Origin of the sequence: Promicromonospora panici (assembly GCF_900608595.1) — a bacterium.
Classification (GTDB): Bacteria; Actinomycetota; Actinomycetes; order Actinomycetales; family Cellulomonadaceae; genus Promicromonospora; species Promicromonospora panici.
The window spans coordinates 189,139-207,399 of the sequence record NZ_UWYY01000005.1; the positions used below are offsets into that span (position 1 = coordinate 189,139).

Genomic DNA, 18,261 nt, shown 5'->3' on the forward strand with positions numbered 1-18,261 from the left:
CCTCGGCCGCGACCACCGCGTCGTCATCGCCGACGTCGACCTGCAACGCCTCGACGAACCGTCGTGCACAGCGCCGGCGTCAGCCCGCAGATGGGCGACGCCGGGAAGATGATCGCCATCAACGCGGAACCGACGCACCCCAGGGTGCTGACCTGAGTTGCCGCACAGACGGCCACGTTGTTGCGGTCCCGCCCGTCGCCACGCCCACCGGTTGCGCCAGCGCGCTCATCCGCGACCCCGTTCGTGGTCACCTGGACCCCTAGCGCCACTACCGACGGTCGCCCACCTCGGCGACCGTCGGTAGTTGTGCGGCAACGGCTCGAAAGCACTCAGGAGTCGTCGCTGAAGGTTCCGCCGAAGTGGTCGGAGTTGCCGAACGTCGCGGGGCAGTCGGTGTTCGGACCGGGTCGCAGTTCCGTGGAGTGCGTGGCCGGCAGCTCAGCTGCCGCCTCTTGGTCCTCCTTCTTGTCTCCGACGACGGGTTCTGTGGTGCCGGCCAGGACATCCTCGACGAACGCCTGCCGGTAGGCGTTGATGGCGGGGCAGACGGCTCCGTTGCGCATGTCGTTCCACACCCCGGCGCCGTAGTCCCGGGTGGCGACGGCGTAGTTGTAGTCGCCGAGGAACTCCGAGGTCAGGCCGTTGGCGCTGGCCGCACGCCCATCTCCGACGGCTCCGCGCAGGACGGTGCTGAACGCGCCGATCGTGTCCGTGCCTGCGATGTCGGCGTGGCGGACCACGCCCAGCACCCGGCGATCCGAGGTCGTGTCGTCGCGCCACGGGTCGAGCCAGGCGTTGTAGACCAGCCACGCGTCCGTGCCGTCAGGGGAGATGGCCACCGCCGGGAAGTTGGCGCGGTCGCTGCCCTCGCTGACCACCACTTTGTCCGTGTAGGTGTTGCCCCCGTTGGTCGAGCTCACCACGAACGCCTTCTCGAGGTTGGTTCCCTGGCTGTCGTCAGACCAGGTGAGCAGGATCTGGTCGGTGGCGTCCTCGCCGGTCGGCGCACCGTTGGCGATGTCGAACGACGGGAAGGTATTGGTCCGGGCACCGGCGATGCCATCGATGGTGAACCGGCCCTGCGCCGGATCGAACTGCCCGATTCCGCCAAGGCCCGAGACAACAGCCCTGGGTCGCTCGAAGTTCTCGCCACCGTTGAAGGACCGGGCCTGGAAGAAGACGCCCTGACGGGTCCGGATGTCGGTGCCGATCCACACCACGTAGACCACGCCCTGGCTGTCGGTCCGGATGGCACAGCCCTGCCGTCCGCCGGTCTGGTTGTTGTTGGTCGCCGCGGACAGCTGGCGCGTGGTCCACGTGTCACCGCCGTCGGTCGAACGGGCGAACAGGACCGGTTCGGATCCGGCGGCCCCGCGGAACCCGACGTTGCAGACGTACGCGTTGCCGAAGTGAGGGCTGCTCTCGGCGTTGTCGGCCCAGACCTGTTCCTTGTCGCTGAAGAGGGCCTCGTTCTGCCTGGTCACGACCACAGGGTCCATCCAGGCGTCGTTGTCACCGGCGATAGCGCCCGCCAGGTCATCGGTGCGGGACACCGCGATCGCAGCGTCGCCGGCAAAGCCGGGACTGCCCGGGAAGTTGGTGGCGATGTTCGCGTAGTACAGCCGCTGCCCGTTGTCCCAGGAGAAGTTCCCCGATGCGTCGGGAACGGGACCGAAGACCAGCTCCGGGTCACCGTTGGAGACCATGCCATTGACGGCGTAGTTGGGCAGTGTGCCGATCGGGCCGGTGGGATCGGGCATGCAGCCGGTGTCCCCTGCCGGAGGTTGGCCCGGCGCGACGTCTGGAGCGCCGAGGCAGGACGGCGTGACGCGCGCCGAGAAGCCGGTGTACGTAGGTTGCGTCCACGTACGGCCGGAGTCGGTTGAGAACTGGACGCCGGACAAGCCAACGCCCGGGGTGAACGGGCAGGTGCGGTCATCGCCGGCGTTACACGCCTCCAGGTCGATGTTGTCGTTGGCTCCCGCCGCGAGTATCTCGGGGTTGACCGGGTTCACGGCCAAACCTGGCTCGTTCTGCTTGTTCTGCGAGAACAGCTGGTCATTGCTGCCGACAGTGACTTCCGTCGATCCGCCGGGTGTGATCGGCGCGGCCTGGGCCAGCGTCGGGAGAAGTAGTGCTGTGAATGCCGCGGCGACCGTCGCGGCGACGTTGATCCTGCGCATGACGCTCCTCAGCTGGATGGATCGTTCTGCGCGGCGCGCCCGGGGTGCTGGTCGGCACTGACCAGGTGGTCGCAATCTCTAAGTTTCGTCCTCGCGCGGCGCCCCGGCAACGCGAAGCCGGCGTCCGACGGTGCACGTCGAGCACGCTCCCCCTCGACCTGGCAAACCTTGCCGAGAACACCCTGGAGCTCTGATGACCGCAACGCCCGACTTCCCGTCCTGTTGCACTTCTTGAACAGGTAGACCGTCACTTGAATTGGAGGATTGAGAGCGAATTCTTACCCGGGTCGACGAACCATGCCGCAAATGCATGCCCAACATCCGCGATTCCATCCACCGTCCTAATTCCCATGTCCGGCAGATCAACGTCCAGGATCTCGACACCGCGGGCACGCAACTGCGCGACCTCTGCGGCCACGTCGTCGACCCGCCAAGTGGCTTGGTCCTGCGTATCGGCAGTACCGATCGTGCTCCTCCCTACTGCGAGGCGGCTACCACCGCCGCACTTGAACCAGACGGCATCCTCTTTTTCCTGCACGATCTCGAGACCGATCTTCTGCGCGTAGAAGTCCCGAGAGGCCTGCAGGTCGGTTGCCAAGAGCAGGACATCCATGGGGTGATCACCAAGCATGTAGTTCCTCCGTAGCTGTCAAACCTGCGAGCCCTGCGAATTACGTCGCACAGTTCGTCTCCAGGCTCTCAGGGCCCGATGAGACCGTAGGACGGTCGCGGCCCTCCGAGAACGTCTTTCGGATAGGGCCGAACCTAGGCGGCGGGCTGTCCTCAGCCCTGTTGACCATGTTCCGACAACACGGTTTCTACTGACGCGTGTCATCGTTCCCGGCGCCCAGCAGCGCCACGTCGAAAGAGACACCCATGTCAGGCTCCAACCCGTACGAGTGGCTGCAGGATCTTGTCGGACATGTGCCTGAGCTCGTGCAGCCGTTCATCGTCGCGCTCGCCGGTGCGATCCCGTACGTCGAAGGTGAGGGATCGGCGGCGCTCGGCGTCTTCGCTGGCATCCACCCGCTGGTCGCCGCCGTGTCAGGCGCGGCAGGAAACATCCTCGCCGTCGTGCTCGTCGTCCTGCTCAGCTCGCGGGCGCGCGACGCCGCCCTGGCTCGCCGGGAGCGCCGCGCCGCGGCGGCCGTCGCCGCACCGTCCCCGGTGACCGTTGCCGGATCCTCCGGTGCGGCCCTCGGGAGCGTGCGCGGCACGGACGACGAACCGACCGAGGAGGGACCGGCCGAGAAGCAGAACGAGCCGTCCGGCCGCCGGGCCAAGGGTCGCAAGCGGCTGCGTCGCTGGCTGGTGCGTTTTGGTGTTCCTGGCGCGAGCCTCCTCGGCCCGCTGGCGCTCCCGACCCACCTCACCGCCGCGACCCTCGTCGCCTCGGGTGTCAGCAAGAGCTGGGTCATCCTGTGGCAGGTGATCGCGATAGTGCTGTGGACGGCCCTGGTCACCGCCGCCGCGACCGGCCTCATCACCGCGATCTCAGCGGCGTGAGCGGGCCGAGGTCAGGCGAGCACCGGGGCGTGAGCCAGGTCCACCGCCGCCGCGCCGGATGCACGCGGCGTATTCGTCCTCCAGCCGCCGGTAGGCACTGAGGCAGTTCACCGTGCGGAGCCGGGCCGGTCGATCAACGCAGCGCAGGCAGGACGTGCTCGGCGAACGCCTCGACGAACGCGTCCTGGCGGCGCCCGACGTGGTGCAGGTAGAGACGGTCGGCGCCCGCATCCCGCAGGTCCACCAGGCGCGCGGTGAGATCGCCGAGGTCGGCGGAGACCAGGACGTCCCGGCGTATCTCCGCGATCCCGACGTCGCGGCCGAGGGCGTCGAACGCTGCGGTCGTCGGGGTGTCCTCGATCACCGGAGGCGGGCCCGTGATCGAGCGCCACTGGTCGAGCGCCACCGCCTCCGCCTCCGCGAGGGTCGGGGCCCACGAGAGATGAACCTGGACGGCGACCTCACCGGCACCACCTGCTTCCCGGTAAGCCCCGATGATCCGCCGCAGCCGCTCCACCGGCTGGTTCACGGTGATCAGGCCGTCCGCCCAGGCGGCATGCCGGCCGGCAGTGGCCGGCGTCAGCGCCGGGCAGACCAGCAGGGGCACGATCTCCGGCAGTGTCCACAGCCTGGCCTGGTGCGCGACGACCCGACCGACATGGTCGACCTCCTCGCCCCGCAGCAGCGCCCGGATCACCTCGACGCACTCCGCCAGTCGAGCGTCACGCTCGGGCTTCGGCGGCCACGGGTCCCCCGTCACGTGCTCGTTGAGGTTCTCGCCAGAGCCGAGGGCGACCCAGAACCGGCCCGGGAACATCGCTCCGAGGGTCGCCACTGCCTGCGCCACGATCACGGGATGGTAGCGCTGGCCGGGTGCGCACACCGTGCCGAACGACAGCCTGGTGGTGGCGAGTGCGGCACCGAGCCAAGGCCATGCCAGACCGGACTCGCCCTGCCGTTCGCTCCACGGAGCGAGGTGGTCGGAGCACATCGCGGCGTCGAATCCGGCGTCCTGGGCGAGCCGCGCCGCACGTAGCCCTTCGGCCGGGTGGAGCTGCTCGTGGGAGACATGGAAACCGACCGTGGTCATGCGCCCTCCCCGCCACCGATCGCGTCGCCGTCGACCGTGCGCCGCAGCCACCGGTAGCCGTACCCGGCGATGGGGATCCGGCCGTCGGCCTCCACGACGGCGTAGTCCTGGTCCACGTGCACGTCGACGTAGCGCACCGCGCCTGCCTGCAGCGCGAGGACCTCGTCGGCCGGCAGGCTCGCGACCACCTCCTCGTCCGCGAGGTTGGCCAGCAGGAGCACGCTGGACTCCGCGTCCTCGTAACGCAGCGCCAGGACGGACGATGCGTCCATGTCCCACGGCTCCGGGCGAGCCCGGCCGAGCTCGCTCAACCCCAGCCGGGCGCGCACCAGTCCGCCGACCCGGTGGAGCAGGGAACCCTCGTGCACGTTCTGCTCGTCCACGCTCACCCGGTCAGGACCGTAGGGGCCGATGATCACGGGTGCCGGGAACCGGTCCTGAGGAGCCGTCGAGAAACCCGCGGACGGCGTCGTCGACCACTGCATCGGTGTGCGGACGGCCTCCCGTTCGGGCCGGTCGAGGTCATCACCCATCCCGATCTCGTCGCCGTACCGCAGGACCGGCGGGCCGGGCAGGGAGAGCACGACGGCGTGCGCCAGGGCGATGCGGCGCGGGTCGCCGTCGAGCATGGTGGCCAGGCGGCGGCGGATGCCGCGGCCGTAGACCCGCATCGAGTCGTCGGGGGCGAAGGCGTCCAGCACCTCCTTGCGCTCGCCCTCCGAGAGCCGTTCCAGGTCGAGCTCATCGTTGTTACGCAGCCAGTGCGCGTACGCGGAGTCGGGCGGCGGAGCGGGCTGGGCGCGCAGCGCCCGTTCCAGGGGCTCGGCCTGACCGCGCGCCAGGGCGAGGAAAAGGTGGTTGTTCGACCAGAAGTCGAGCAGCATCGTCATGCCCCGACCGTCGGTCCCGAAGTAGTGGGCGTACTCGTCGGGCGCGACGTCGACCTCGCCGAGCAGCACGGCGCCCGTGCGTTGCTTGGACACCGCAGTCTGCAGGTCGCGCACGAGCCACTGCCCGTCGGTGTCCGGGCGGGCGGCACGGGCGCGTTCGAGCATCATCGGGACGGCGTCCACGCGGAAGCCCGAGACCCCCATGCGCAGCCAGAACGACACTATCCGGTACAGCTCGTCGCGCACGCGCGGGTTGTCGAGCGCCAGGTCGGGCTCGTGCGAGTAGAACGCGTGCCGGTAGAACTGCTGCGCCTCGTCGTCCCAGGTCCACGTCTTGGGCTCGACGTCGGGAAACATCGGCTTGATGTCGTTGTTCGGCTCGTCGGCCCAGACGTAGTAGTCGCGGTACCGCGAGCTGCGGTCGTGCCGCGCCTCCTGAAACCAGCGGTGCTGGTCCGAGGTGTGCTGGGTGATCAGCTCGACCAGGACGTGCAGGCCGAGATCCTCGGCGGCCTCCAGCAGGTGGGCCATGTCGGCGAGGTCACCGAGGCGGGGATCGATCGCGAGATGGTCGACGACGTCGTAGCCGCCGTCACGGAAGGGTGAGACGTAGAACGGCAGCAGCCACACGCACGTGACCCCGAGCCCGCGCAGGTAGTGCAGGCGCTCCGTGACGCCGCGCAGATCACCCCAGCCGTCGTCGTTCGAGTCCGCGAAGAGGCGCGGGTCGAGCTGATAGATGACCGCGTCCGTGTACCAGGACGAGCGCATGGCAACCTCAGTCCCCGACGAGCCCGGTGCGTGACGTCATGCCGGACCTCCGTCGTGGCGCGGGCCGAGTCTTGATCTTGACCTCCACGATAAGGAGGACGCCCGCACTGGCAACAGCGCGGCGGTGGTGGGTTGCCAATGGGTGGGCCCGGGCCGAGCCTGGTTCCATGGCGTTCGTCCAGCTGATCGGGGTCCCCTTCGATGGCTACGGCCGGCCGGGGCACCAGGCCGGTGCGGCTGAGGCGCTTCGTGAGGCGGGGCTGGAGGCTGCGCTGGCGGGGCACGAGGTGGTCGAGGCAGATGCCATGGTGCTGCCGGCGGGTGTCCCTGGCCGTGGTCCGGACACGTCGTTGATCAACGAGCCGGCGCTGCTGGCCATGACCGAACAGGTCGGCGACCGCGTCTCGGCCGCGGTGGCGGCGGGCCGCTTCCCTCTGGTCCTCGGCGGGGACTGCAGCAGCCTGCTGGGCATCGTCCCTGCACTCCGCCAGGAGAAACCAGTGGGTCTGCTGTTCGTGGACGGACACGAGGACACGATGCCGCTGGACGTCTCCGAGGACGGTGAGGCGGCCAACAGCGAGATAGGACTGCTGCTCGGGTTGACCGGACGCCTGATGCGCGGCCGCCTCGCCGAACGCATGCCGGCCTTGCGACGTGACGAGCTGGCGATCCTCGGACCGCGTGACCTCGAATGGCGTCGCCAGTTCAACGTCGACTCCCTCCGGGACGCCGGGGTGTGGATGCGAGACTGGCCCGAGCTCGCGGCCGACCCGCAGGCGTCAGGTGCGGCCGCTGCCGGTTACCTGAGGCGGGGCCGAGAGCGATGGTGGTTGCACGTGGACCTCGACGTCCTGGATCCCGAGGAGTTCCCCGCCCAGGGGCTGCCCGAGTTCGAGGACGAGCCGAATGGGCTGACCTGGGACCAGCTCACCCGAACCCTCACGGCTGCCGTGGAGCGAGGAGGATGCCTCGGGATGAGCCTGGCCATCTACGATCCGGACCAGGATCCCGACCGATCCGGTGCCCACCGCATCCTCCGCCTCCTCACCGAGGTGATGGCGGCACAACCCGCCACGATGCCCAGGTGAACGTCGTAGCGGATCAGTCAGCCTTGTCGGAATGTCCCAGGGATCGGCCCGGAGCGATGATGTCCCGCACGCGGCGCTTGAGCTCCGTGATCTCAGGAAACCCACCGTCGCGCTTGCGGTTCCACACCCGCTCGTCCCCGATCTCGATCCGGAACACTCCGCCCGAGGACGGCACGATCGCCACCTCGCCGATCTCGTCCGAGAACGTCTGCAACAGTTCCCCGGCGTACCACTGTGCACGCAGCTGCCAGCGGCACTGGGTGCAGTAGGTGATCACGATGCGTGGCGTGGGCATGCGGCCACTGTGCCATGCGCCGTCGTGCGACCTGGAACGTGCCCGCTCGACTGCGCACCAGGCATGCTGTACCCATGCCGAAGACCTTGCCCTCGGGCCCCATCGTGATCAACGACGACAGCGAGGTGCGCTTCGTCGCCGGGGCCGACCAGTTCGCGATCCGCCTCAAGGACGGGCACGTGCACGTGCGCGCTATCGACGCACATGGCAGCGAGGCCCAGCTCGCGGTGATCCCGACGTCGCGCAGCACCGTCAACCTGCAGATCGAGCACCCGGTCGCACCCGGGCCGGTGAACGTGGAAGGGCCGACGTTGCGTTGAGTGTCCCGACCTCGGCAACAAGCACCTGCCTCCGCGGCTGCTGCGGGACAGACCGAGAGTCGTGGAATTTGTGTTGCTACTCGGCCCGGGTTCCTCCGAGAGTGTCGGGATGCTGATCAGACAAGAGCGTCCGTCCGACGCCCAGGCGGTCCGGGCAGTAACCGCGGCGGCCTTCGAAAGGGTCGCGCACGCCGCCCCACCAATCGAGGCCGATGGCGTGCCCGGTGAGGCCACCCTCGTCGGATGGCTACGTGACGACCCCGGGTGGGTGCCGGAGCTGTCGCTCGTCGCCGAGTCCGGTGCTTCCGGGACCGAGGTGGTCGGTCACGTGGTCGCCACCCACGGACAGCTCACGGACCGGCCGGCACTCGGGCTCGGCCCGCTCAGCGTTGATCCCGCCCACCAGGGCCGCGGGATCGGGTCCGCCTTGATGCACACGCTCCTCGGCGCAGCCGATGCGATGGGCGAACCAGTCGTGGTGCTGCTCGGCGACCCGGCGCTCTACTCCAGGTTCGGGTTCGTGCCTGCCCATGGTCTCGGGATCGAGGCACCCGACCCCGCGTGGGGCGACTACTTCCAGGCGCGCACCCTGAGCGCGTGGCGCGCGGAGTACGCGGGACAGTTCCGCTACGCCGCCCCGTTCAACCGGCTCTGACCGTGCGCCCCAGTCGTCCGAGACAGTGCGGACGGTGGCGCGTCGTGATGCCGGGAGCACTCCTGTGACCAGGCGTGTCGTTCTTTGTCGGAAGGCATTGACAGGCCCTCGCCGACCCGCGAGACTTCGGGCGAATGTTAGCGCTCACATATCTCTCAAGGAGGAGAGACATGAACGCACGTATCGATCAGCCACGCCAGAATCCGCTCCGCCGGCGTCGTGGCGCGGCTCTGCTCGTTGCCGCTCTCGCAACGCTGGCAGTCCTGCTCCCCTTCACCGTGTCGGGCCCGGTCGCCACAGCCGCGCCCGGCTCGACGTTCCAGAACCCGATAGTCGGCACACCCAACAGCGCCGACCCGTGGCTCGGCTACCACAACGGCAACTACTACTACGCGGCCACGACCTGGACCGGAAGCATCTACATCCGTAAGTCGCCCACCCTGTCCGGCCTGAAGACCGCGACCGAGACCCGGGTGTTCCAGATGTCGCAGCCCAACGCGACGTCGAACATGTGGGCCCCGAGCCTGCACCAGCTGAACGGCAAGTGGTACCTGTACTACTCGGCCGGTCCCAGCTCGTGCTGCGGCGGCCAGCGTCAGCACGTGCTCGAGAGCGCGGGCTCGGACCCGATGGGTCCGTACACCTACAAGGCCAAGCTCAACCTGATGCCGAACGACGGCTGGGCGATCGACGGCAGCGTCATGACCGTGGCCGGAACGAACTACTTCGTGTTCTCCGCCTTCACGAACAACGGCAGCTTCGAGTCGGGAGCCACCCAGAACCTGTACATCTCCCGGATGACGAATCCGTGGACGGTCGCCGCCCACGGCACGCTGATCTCCCAGCCCACGCACTCGTGGGAGACCCAGGGCAACCCGGTCAACGAGGGCCCGTACGTGCTGCAGCGCGGCGGCCGTACTTTCCTCACCTATTCGGCAAGCTTCTGCGCCACCCCGGACTACAAGATCGGCATGCTGGAGCTGACCGGGTCGGACCCGCTCAGCAGGAGCTCGTGGACCAAGAAGAGCACGCCGCTGTTCCAGCGCAGCGATGCCAACGGGGTGTACGGGCCCGCCCACCACTCGTTCTTCAAGTCGCCCGACGGCACCGAGGACTGGATCGTCTACCACGCCAACTCCGCGGCGTCCCAGGGGTGCGGGACCACGCGCACCAGCCGGGCGCAGCGGATCTCGTGGAACCCCGACGGCACCCCGAACCTCGGCGTCCCGGTCTCGACCTCCACGACCCTGGCCGGCCCGTCCGGCGAGAACAACAACGCGGGCGCCGTCCCGGTGCGCCGTCTGCAGTCCTACAACTTCCAGGACCGCTACGTCCGCCACGCGGACTTCGCCGTGCGCATCGACCCGAACGTCAGCCCGGCGCTCGACGGCAGGTTCCGCGTCGTCGCCGGCCTGGCGAACAGCGGCTCCGAGTACGTCTCGTTCGAGTCGGAGAACTACCCCGGCCACTACCTGCGGCACGACAACTACGTGCTGAGGCTCGCCCCGAACGACGGGTCCTCGACGTATCGGAGCGACGCGACGTTCAAGCAGGTCGCCGGCCTGGCCGGCTCCGGCTGGTCCTCGTTCCAGTCGTACAACTTCCCCGACCGGTACGTGCGCCACTCCGACTACGCGCTCCGGATCGATCCCATCGGCACCGAAACCGCCCGCCAGGACGCCACGTTCCGGCTGGTCGACTGACCTCCCACCAGACCGACGGCGCCCGGCCCTGCCGGGCACGAGACAAAGGAGTCCACATGACATACGCCGTCCCCACGCTCTCGGCACGCCACCGAGTACTCGCGCTGCTCGCGGCGCTCGCCATCGCCCTGTCCGTGACCCACGTCGTGAACGCACCCCCGGCCCACGCGGCGACCGCGTACATCTACACCACGTTCAAGGGCGACGCCGCCGCCGACCAGGAGCTGTGGGTCTACACGTCCTCGAACGCGACCAGCTTCAGCACCCTCGCGGACACCAACTTCCGGGGCCCCTCGGGCGCGCTGCGTGACCCGAGCATCATCAAGTCGGGCAGCACCTACTACATCGCCTACACGGTCCAGTCCTGGACCACGCAGTCCACGCACTTCAACATCGCACGCAGCACCGACCTGCGGAACTGGACGCATGTGGCCTCCGTCCCGGCCGGCGTCAGCGGCACGGCCTACACCTGGGCGCCCGAGTTCTACGTCGAGGGCGGCACGATCCGCGTCGTCGTCAGCCTCGGCACCTCGGACCACCAGTTCACGCCGTACGTGTACACGGCCCAGAACGGGGGCCTGACCTCGTGGAGCGGCCCGACCCGGCTCGGCATCCCCGCCAACCACATCGACACGTACATCGTGAAGCGCGGTTCGACCTACCACGCGTTCGTGAAGAACGAGAGCTCCAAGTGGATCGAACGGTGGACCTCGACCAACTTCACCACCTGGACCAACCAGGGGAACCTGTGGCAGCAGTACCACGAGGGTCCGTCGGTCGTGCAGCAGGCGGACGGCACGTACCGCGCCTACATCGACCGGTACACCAACGGCGGCATGTGGACCTCCACGAGCTCCGACCTCACCTCCTGGAGCGGCCTGTCCCAGGTCGGCTGCGCCGGCTGCCGGCACGGCACCGTCATTCTGGACACCACCTACGCCGGGGCAGCTGGCGAGCGCGTCACCAACCGGCACAGCGGCCTGGTCATGGACGTCCAGAACCCCAACCTGAACAACAACGCCCGTGTCGGCCAGTACGCGTGGAACGGCGAGAACTGGCAGCGCTGGGCCTTCGAGGACGCCGGCTCCGGCTACGTCCGGATCCGCTCCATCCACTCCAGCAAGTGTCTCGACGTCTCCGGCAGCGCGGATGGCTCCGAAGTCCAGCAGTACGACTGCTACAACGGCACCAACCAGCAGTTCACGCTCCGGAGCACGAGCAACGGCTACGTCGAGATCGTCGACCGGCGCAGCGGCAAGTGCATCGACGTCCCCGGATGGTCGACGGCGAACGGCACGATCCTGAAGATCTACCCCTGCAACGGCGGCACCAACCAGCAATGGCTGCGCGCCAGCGCCTGACCTGAGAAAGCCTGACCTGAGACACCGAACGGCGTCGGCCTACCCGGGCCGACGCCGTTCGCAACTAGTTCGCGTCAGGATCGGGGCCGTCGGAGCTTGCCTCGATCCGATCCAGCAGCCGTCTGGTGAGGATGACGTCGTGCGGAAGTAATCGGAGGTTGGCGACATCGATCTCGATTCCCTGCTCGACCAGGAGCTCGCGAACGTAGGCCCAATAGCTGGCTTCCGCTTCTTGCCAGGTCTCGTCGTCACGTGGCTCGTCCGGGCCCACGACGACACGCGCCGTCTCCTCGATCTCCGTCGATGACACCTGCGACCATGTTCCGCTGGAGCTCCAGCCGCGATCGTCCAGCACCGGGAAAAGCTCTCCGTCGTCGAGTTCTGCTTCGAATCGGACCGCCAATGAAACGTCTTCGGTGTCACCTTCATCGTGAGCATCGACGTAGCTCACCAGGCGTTTAATGGGCACCTTGTTTCTCCCGAACTGGCTGGCAGATGCCGTCTGTCCGCGCTCGTACAACACGTAGCCGAACCCTACTCCGGGCAAGGTCTGGCGCAAGGCAAGGGCGGCACCGCGTCGCGGTGCCGCCCCAGACCCGAGGCCGGCAGTAGCCGGTGCCTGTACGGCCGGGCCTATCGAAGGGTCCAGCGCTGGTTGCTGCCGCCGTTGCAGGTCCAGAGGATGATCTTGGTGCCGTTCGCTGTGCCTCCGCCGTTGGCGTCGAGGCAGAGCCTGTTGTGGACGTTGGTGACGGTGCCGTTCGTGTTCACGCTCCAGCGCTGGTTCGCGCCGCCCGTGCAGTCCCAGATCGCCGCCTTGGTGCCGTTGGTCGAGCCCCAGCCTGCCGCCTCGAGGCATTTGCCGTTGACCTTCAGCTCACCGGCGGAGGTGCGGGCGAACGTCTGGCCGGAACTCTGCGAGCAGTCCCAGAGCTGCGCCTGCGTCCCGTTCGTCGTCGAGGAGTTCGGGATGTCCACGCAGCGGTTCGACGCCGCACCCACGATCGCGGTCGAGCCGGACTGGCCCGTGCCACCAAGGCCGCTCAGGATGGCGTTGACGATTCCCGGTTGCGTCACCGAGTTGGCGGACCGGTCGAACAGCCCGAACCCGTACTGCCCGTTGACGCCGTTGTCCCAGTAGATGGTGCTGGCCCCGTACTTCTTGGCGGTAGCCACCAGAGTGCGTGCGAAGTCCTCGCGGTACCGGTTGTTCGCCGAGTCGTGCGACGACTTGTCGATCGAGCCGTACTCGCCGACGACGACCGGGTAACCCCGCGTGACGAATGCGTCATAGGTCAACTTCAGCTGCGCATCCATGTAGTCCTCCTGCCCCCAGGTGGACTTCTTCGACGGATCGGTCGCCCCAGGACCCCACTGGGTGATGGTGCCGTTCTCCTCCCCGGCGAAGTCCCATGGGGAGTAGTAGTGGACGGAGATCATGATCCGCCGCTCGTTGCTGGGGATGGACGGGGATCGGTGGCTGTCCGTCGGGATCACGAAGCCGTAGTCCCCGGCGGTGTAATCGATGTTCGTGTTCCAGCCAGGAACGAGCAGCCACCTCGAGCTGTTGTTGCCGCCGGCCTGCCGCACGGTGTCGACGAAGATCTGGTTGTAGCTGTTGATGTTCGAGTAGCACGGCTGGGTGGGGTTGCCGTACTGCCCGTCGAACTCCTCGTTCATCGACTCGAGGATCAGGCGCTCGTCGTAGCTCTGGAACCGGGTGGCGATCTGCTGCCATGCCTTCTGGTACTTGGCCTTGATCGTCGTCTGGTTGGACGAGTCACAGATCAGCCACGAGCCGGTGACGCTCTTGTAGCCGTCACCGTGCATGTTGATCACCACATACATGCCCCGGTTGTAGGCGTAGTCGACGACTTGTTGGACTCTGTTCAGCCAAGCAGCGTCGATCGTGTAGTTCGGACCGGATCCGATGGCGTTCAGATAGGACACCGGGATCCGGATCGTCTTGAACCCCGCCGCCTGCACCCTGTCGATCAGAGCCTGGGTGACAGTCGGGTTGTTCCACGCGGTTTCGCTCGGGTACCCGTTGGAGTTGGCTTCGAGGCTGTTTCCCAGGTTCCAGCCGGCACCCATGTCGGCGACGATCTGTGCGGCGTTCAGCGGTGTCACGGTGTCAGCCGACGCGCGGGTCGCCCCGCTGGTGACGGGTACGCCGACCACCAACGTCGCGGCGACGAACCCGGTGATCAGACGTCTGAGAGTTTCCGTTCGCCTCACCAGAGGCTTCTTCCAGGGGAGCTTCTTCACGGTGTGCCCTTCTTCGCGCACGGGTGGCACTCGACGAACGGTTGGCTCGCCGTCGAGCGCGCTGTGGTTGTGAGCGACGATCGCTCGCCGCGTCATTGCAGCCCAGCATTTGCTTCGACGGGCCATTCCCTCGAAGCGCTTCAACAAGATAGGACCTCAGTCAGAAGGTACGCAACCCCCCAAAGTCTGCATACAGGGTCCGATCGGCCAGCGGAGCCATCAGCGAAGTCTCAACAGGTTTATCGAAGCGCTTCGAGTCCGGCTGACACCCTGCCGCCCATGAGACTCGCCAGCCAGGCGTCAGGACGCGGAGCGGGGACGGACCGAGCTGCGTATCACGAGGTGCGTGCCGAGCACGACGTGCGGAGGCGTGCCGCCGCGTACCCCGTGCTCCAGGGCGAGACGCACGGCGGTGCGGCCGATCTCCTCGTGCGACATGTGCACGGTGGTCAGGTCGAGGTCGAGCGAGGGCTGAAGATCGTCGAATCCCACGATCGACACGTCGTCGGGCACCCTGAGCCCGGCCTCGGCCAGCGCTCGGACGGCGCCGCCGGCGACAAGGTCGTTGAGGGCGAAGACGGCGGTGAAGTCGTGGGCACCGGTGGCCAGCCGCTCTTTCATCATCCGGTAGCCCTCGTGCCACTCCATCTTGCCCTCGACCTCGAGCGCCGGGTCGTGCGGCACGCGGTGCGCGGCCAGCGCCTGGCGGTATCCGGCCACCCGTCCGTCGGCCGTGGTGTACCCGGGACGGCTGCCGAGGCACAGGACCCGCTCGTGCCCTGCGGACAGCAGGTGGCTGGTCGCCGCGAACGCGCCGCCTGCGTTGTCGTACTCGACGACGACCGCGGGCACGTCAGGTCCGAGCGGCGGGCGGCCGCACAGCACCAGCCGGGAGCCGACGGCGGCCAGGGCGTGCGCATAGCGGCCCATGCGCCTGTGGTACTTCTCGTCGGCGACCACGTTGCCGACCAGGATGACCGCCTCGGTGTGCTGCTCCCGCATGAACTTCACCATGGCGAGCTCACGCTCGGGATCACCGCCGGTCGTGCCGATGAGGCACAACCGGCCCTCGGCGGCGGTCTGTGCCTCCACGCCCTGGGCGACATGCGCGTAGTGCGGCGAGACCACCGAGTTGAGCACGATGGCGATGCTCTTCGCGGACGTACCGGCGAGAGCACGGGCATGGGCGTTGGCCACATAGTCCAGCTCCTCGACGGCGCGCATGACGCGCTTCCGCGTGGCGGGCGAGGCCGGGTAGTCACCGCTCATGATGCGGGACACGGTGGCGATCGACACGCCTGCGCGGTCCGCCACCTCCCGGATCGTGGACCGCCGCTGGCCGTCCCCGGTATCGCTCACCCGTCGCACCATCCTCCACCGACCTTCCCAGCACCGCCGCGTCGGAGCATGTGTTTCAGGAAACGGTTACAGGATCAGTTATACCCCCTGCCGGCCGGTGTCAGACATCGCCCGCGCTGGGCGCGCCCGCTCATCGGAGGCGGACGTGTCGTTCGGGACAGAGCGGGAGAAAGTTAAAACGGTTACACGGCGAGCGGTATCCAAACGAATCGTTCCGGGCGAATCGATCCGGTGGTACGTCATACCGACAACGGTTCCAGAGGGTATGGACAGAGGTGGCTCGGCTGGCTACTCTCCTCCCAACTTAGTAAGCGTTTCCACATCGTCGTGGAGGGCACGATGCCCGAGCTTTCCCGCCGCCGCCTGCTCGGCGCGGCTGCGACCGATGCGGTGTGCCACGTGCCCGCGACCCGGCACCTCGCGCACACCGGCCACCACGTTCCCTGACACCGTCCTGCACTACTCCAACCAGCCTGGAGCAGATCAATGAAACGGTTCATCAAGGTTTCGATCGTCGGGGCGGCCCTGGCCGCCCTGCTGTCCACCACGGCAACGGCGTCCGTGGTCGGTACGGCCGCTGCGGCCGCCGCGGCGACCCGGTACGAGGCGGAGAGCGCTCCGGCCATCTGTGACGGAACCATCGACTCGAACCACTCGGGCTTTTCCGGCTCGGGATTCTGCAACGCCGGCAACACCACCGGTGCCGCGGTCGAGTTCACGGTGAGCGCCTCGACGGCGAAGTCCGCGACCCTGGAGGTCAAGTTCGCCAACGGGAGCGCCGGGAGCCGGTCCGCGGACGTTCTCGTCAACGGCACGAGGGTGCAGTCGACGTCGTTCGAGGCCACCGGCGCGTGGTCCACCTGGGCCTGGAAGACGGTGACGGCGGAGCTGCGGGCCGGCAGCAACACGGTCCGGTTCGTCTCGACGGACTCCACCGGCCTGCCCAACATCGACTATCTCGACGTCGCGGACGGCAGCGGCCCACAGCCAGGCGACGGCAGGCGGCTGGAGAGTCTTGGCCGCGGGGTCGTGGCCGTGCGGTCCAGCAACACCAGTGTTCTGGTCTCGTGGCGGCTGCTCGGACTAGACCCGGACGGCATCGGGTTCAATGTGTACCGATCCGCTGCCGGAGGCCCGGAGACCAAGCTCAACTCCTCGGTCCTGACCGGAGGCACCAACTACGTCGACTCGACGGCCAATCTGGCGCAGGCCAACACCTATCGGGTACGGCCGGTGATCGACGGCGCGGAGCAGCCACCGAGCGGCGCGTTCACGCTGACCGCCAACCACGCCACCGAGCCGGTCGTCCGGGTTCCGCTGCGCGCGGGCGGCCCGGTGAAGTTCGTCTGGGTCGGCGATCTCGACGGTGACGGCGAGTACGACTACGTGCTGGACCGCCAGACCTCACCACAGACGATCGAGGCCTACCGGAGCAACGGCCAGTTCCTCTGGTCGGTGAACATGGGGCCGAACAGCACCAACCAGAACAACATCGAGGGTGGCTCGTCCACGATCGACGTCGGCCACAACGATGGTGTCACCGTCTCCGACCTCGACAGCGACGGCCGCGCCGAGGTCGCCGTGCGGATCGCCAACGGCGTCCGTTTCGGCGACGGCACCACGTACAACGCCTTGCCTGACAACACCCGGCAGGCGATCGCCGTCCTGGACGGCATGACCGGGGCGGCGCGCGCCACGGCGCCGGTGCCTACCGACTACGTGTCCGACGGTCCGATGTACGCGCGCTTCGGCGTCGGCTACCTCGACGGCGTCAACCCCAGCCTGGTCGCCTTCATGAAGAACCGGATCGGCGACGGCGGGTTCAACCTCATGTTCGCCTCCTGGCGGTTCACCGGCACCACCCTGACCCGGCAGTGGAAGTTCCTCCGCGGCAACCAGGACCTGCCGGACGGGCACAACACCCGGATCATCGACGTCGACGGCGACGGCCGGGACGAGGTCGCCGAGATCGGGTTCGTCCTCAACGGCAACGGCACGCTCAAGTACTCACTGGGGCCGCAGGGCATCGTCCACGGAGACCGTTTCCACATCGCCGACATGGACCCGAGCCGGCCAGGCCTGGAGGGCTACGGAGTCCAGCAGAACAACCCCAGTGGTCTGCGCGACTACTACTACGACGCCGCCACCGGCAGCATGATCTGGCGACACAGCGCGTCCGGCACCGCCGACGTGGGACGCGGCATGGCCGGCGACATCGACCCGCGCTTCCCGGGCATGGAGGTCTGGGCCTTCTCCGGCCTCTACAACGCATCCACCAACCGCCTTGCCGAACCGAACACCTCGCTGCGGCCATGGCCGCAGCTGGGCCTGTGGTGGGACGGCGACATCACGATGGAGCTGCTCAACGACGGCAAGTTCGAGAAGTGGGACCCCAACGATCCCAAGCCGACCAACAGCCTGCCACGGCTGCTCACCACCTCGAACTACGGAGCGGTCGACGCCAGCCAGGACGTCCAGCCCACCTTCTACGGCGACATCCTCGGCGACTGGCGTGAGGAAGCCGTGTACACCAACGCGAGCTACGACCAGCTGATCATCTTCACCACCAACCAGCCGTCGAGCACCCGGCTGTACACGCTCGCGCACAACCCCGCCTACCGCAACGCCATGACGCTCAAGGGGTACATGCAGTCCCACCACGTCGACTACTTCCTCGGCGCGGGCATGGCCCGGCCGCCCCGGCCGGACATCACCTACCCCGGGAGGTGACTCGGAACCAAGCACGAACCACGCAACACCTTCCCCAACCCA

15 protein-coding genes are annotated in these 18,261 nt (G+C 67.9%); 7 read left to right on the top strand and 8 right to left on the bottom strand.

Annotated elements, in window-relative coordinates; translation table 11 throughout:
- Positions 1-329: 329 nt before the first annotated feature.
- Together EW117_RS07455 and EW117_RS07460 are read right to left on the bottom strand one after the other, a co-directional pair.
- A complete protein-coding gene (locus tag EW117_RS07455) occupies positions 330-2,183 on the bottom strand; it encodes a sialidase family protein (RefSeq protein ID WP_129785249.1) in 1,854 nt (617 codons plus the stop codon).
- A gap of 247 nt (positions 2,184-2,430) precedes the next feature.
- Positions 2,431-2,796 (bottom strand): VOC family protein, encoded by a 366-nt coding sequence (locus tag EW117_RS07460; protein ID WP_165362559.1) that lies wholly within the window; start codon positions 2,794-2,796, stop codon positions 2,431-2,433.
- A gap of 263 nt (positions 2,797-3,059) precedes the next feature.
- Between EW117_RS07460 and EW117_RS07465 the strand changes: the two genes are divergently transcribed.
- On the top strand, positions 3,060-3,689 hold the full coding sequence (locus EW117_RS07465) for a small multidrug efflux protein (RefSeq protein WP_129785253.1): 630 nt from the start codon (positions 3,060-3,062) through the stop codon (positions 3,687-3,689).
- A 133-nt stretch (positions 3,690-3,822) separates the two neighbouring features.
- Here EW117_RS07465 and EW117_RS07470 read toward each other — a convergent pair whose 3' ends face one another.
- Positions 3,823-4,779: a TIGR03885 family FMN-dependent LLM class oxidoreductase gene (locus EW117_RS07470; protein ID WP_129785255.1), complete on the bottom strand. Its 957-nt coding sequence runs from the start codon at positions 4,777-4,779 to the stop codon at positions 3,823-3,825.
- Entirely contained in the window at positions 4,776-6,440 is a 1,665-nt protein-coding gene (locus EW117_RS07475; protein WP_129785257.1) for an alpha-amylase family protein, read from the bottom strand. The genes EW117_RS07470 and EW117_RS07475 overlap by 4 nt, the downstream gene beginning before the upstream one ends.
- Before the next feature lie 167 nt (positions 6,441-6,607).
- Between EW117_RS07475 and EW117_RS07480 the strand changes: the two genes are divergently transcribed.
- Entirely contained in the window at positions 6,608-7,528 is a 921-nt protein-coding gene (locus tag EW117_RS07480; protein ID WP_129785259.1) for an arginase family protein, read from the top strand.
- 13 nt (positions 7,529-7,541) lie between these two features.
- On the opposite strand, the gene EW117_RS07485 is transcribed toward EW117_RS07480, so the two are convergent.
- Positions 7,542-7,823, bottom strand: a complete 282-nt coding sequence (locus tag EW117_RS07485; RefSeq protein ID WP_129785261.1) for an Rdx family protein — start codon at positions 7,821-7,823, stop codon at positions 7,542-7,544.
- 74 nt (positions 7,824-7,897) lie between these two features.
- On the opposite strand from EW117_RS07485, the gene EW117_RS07490 reads away from it, so the two are divergent.
- The 4 genes from EW117_RS07490 to EW117_RS07505 all read left to right on the top strand — a co-directional run bounded on the left by EW117_RS07490 (position 7,898) and on the right by EW117_RS07505 (position 11,862).
- Positions 7,898-8,143 (top strand): hypothetical protein, encoded by a 246-nt coding sequence (locus EW117_RS07490; RefSeq protein ID WP_129785263.1) that lies wholly within the window; start codon positions 7,898-7,900, stop codon positions 8,141-8,143.
- A 109-nt stretch (positions 8,144-8,252) separates the two neighbouring features.
- A complete protein-coding gene (locus EW117_RS07495) occupies positions 8,253-8,798 on the top strand; it encodes a GNAT family N-acetyltransferase (protein WP_129785265.1) in 546 nt (181 codons plus the stop codon).
- A 170-nt stretch (positions 8,799-8,968) separates the two neighbouring features.
- Positions 8,969-10,501, top strand: a complete 1,533-nt coding sequence (locus EW117_RS07500; protein ID WP_165362561.1) for a family 43 glycosylhydrolase — start codon at positions 8,969-8,971, stop codon at positions 10,499-10,501.
- A 56-nt stretch (positions 10,502-10,557) separates the two neighbouring features.
- Complete coding sequence (locus tag EW117_RS07505; protein ID WP_165362563.1) at positions 10,558-11,862, top strand: RICIN domain-containing protein; 1,305 nt, start codon at positions 10,558-10,560, stop codon at positions 11,860-11,862.
- A gap of 64 nt (positions 11,863-11,926) precedes the next feature.
- Here the strand turns inward: EW117_RS07505 and EW117_RS07510 are convergent, their stop codons facing one another.
- The 3 genes from EW117_RS07510 to EW117_RS07520 form a co-directional block, all read right to left on the bottom strand.
- A complete protein-coding gene (locus EW117_RS07510; RefSeq protein WP_129785267.1) occupies positions 11,927-12,385 on the bottom strand; it encodes an NUDIX hydrolase in 459 nt (152 codons plus the stop codon).
- 110 nt (positions 12,386-12,495) lie between these two features.
- Positions 12,496-14,100 (bottom strand): cellulase family glycosylhydrolase, encoded by a 1,605-nt coding sequence (locus tag EW117_RS07515; protein ID WP_207211784.1) that lies wholly within the window; start codon positions 14,098-14,100, stop codon positions 12,496-12,498.
- A 330-nt stretch (positions 14,101-14,430) separates the two neighbouring features.
- On the bottom strand, positions 14,431-15,489 hold the full coding sequence (locus EW117_RS07520) for a LacI family DNA-binding transcriptional regulator (RefSeq protein WP_242504144.1): 1,059 nt from the start codon (positions 15,487-15,489) through the stop codon (positions 14,431-14,433).
- A gap of 486 nt (positions 15,490-15,975) precedes the next feature.
- Between EW117_RS07520 and EW117_RS07525 the strand changes: the two genes are divergently transcribed.
- Positions 15,976-18,219 carry a rhamnogalacturonan lyase family protein gene (locus EW117_RS07525; protein WP_129785271.1) on the top strand — a complete coding sequence of 748 codons (2,244 nt, stop codon included), beginning with the start codon at positions 15,976-15,978 and terminating at the stop codon, positions 18,217-18,219.
- The last annotated feature ends 42 nt before the right edge of the window (positions 18,220-18,261 follow it).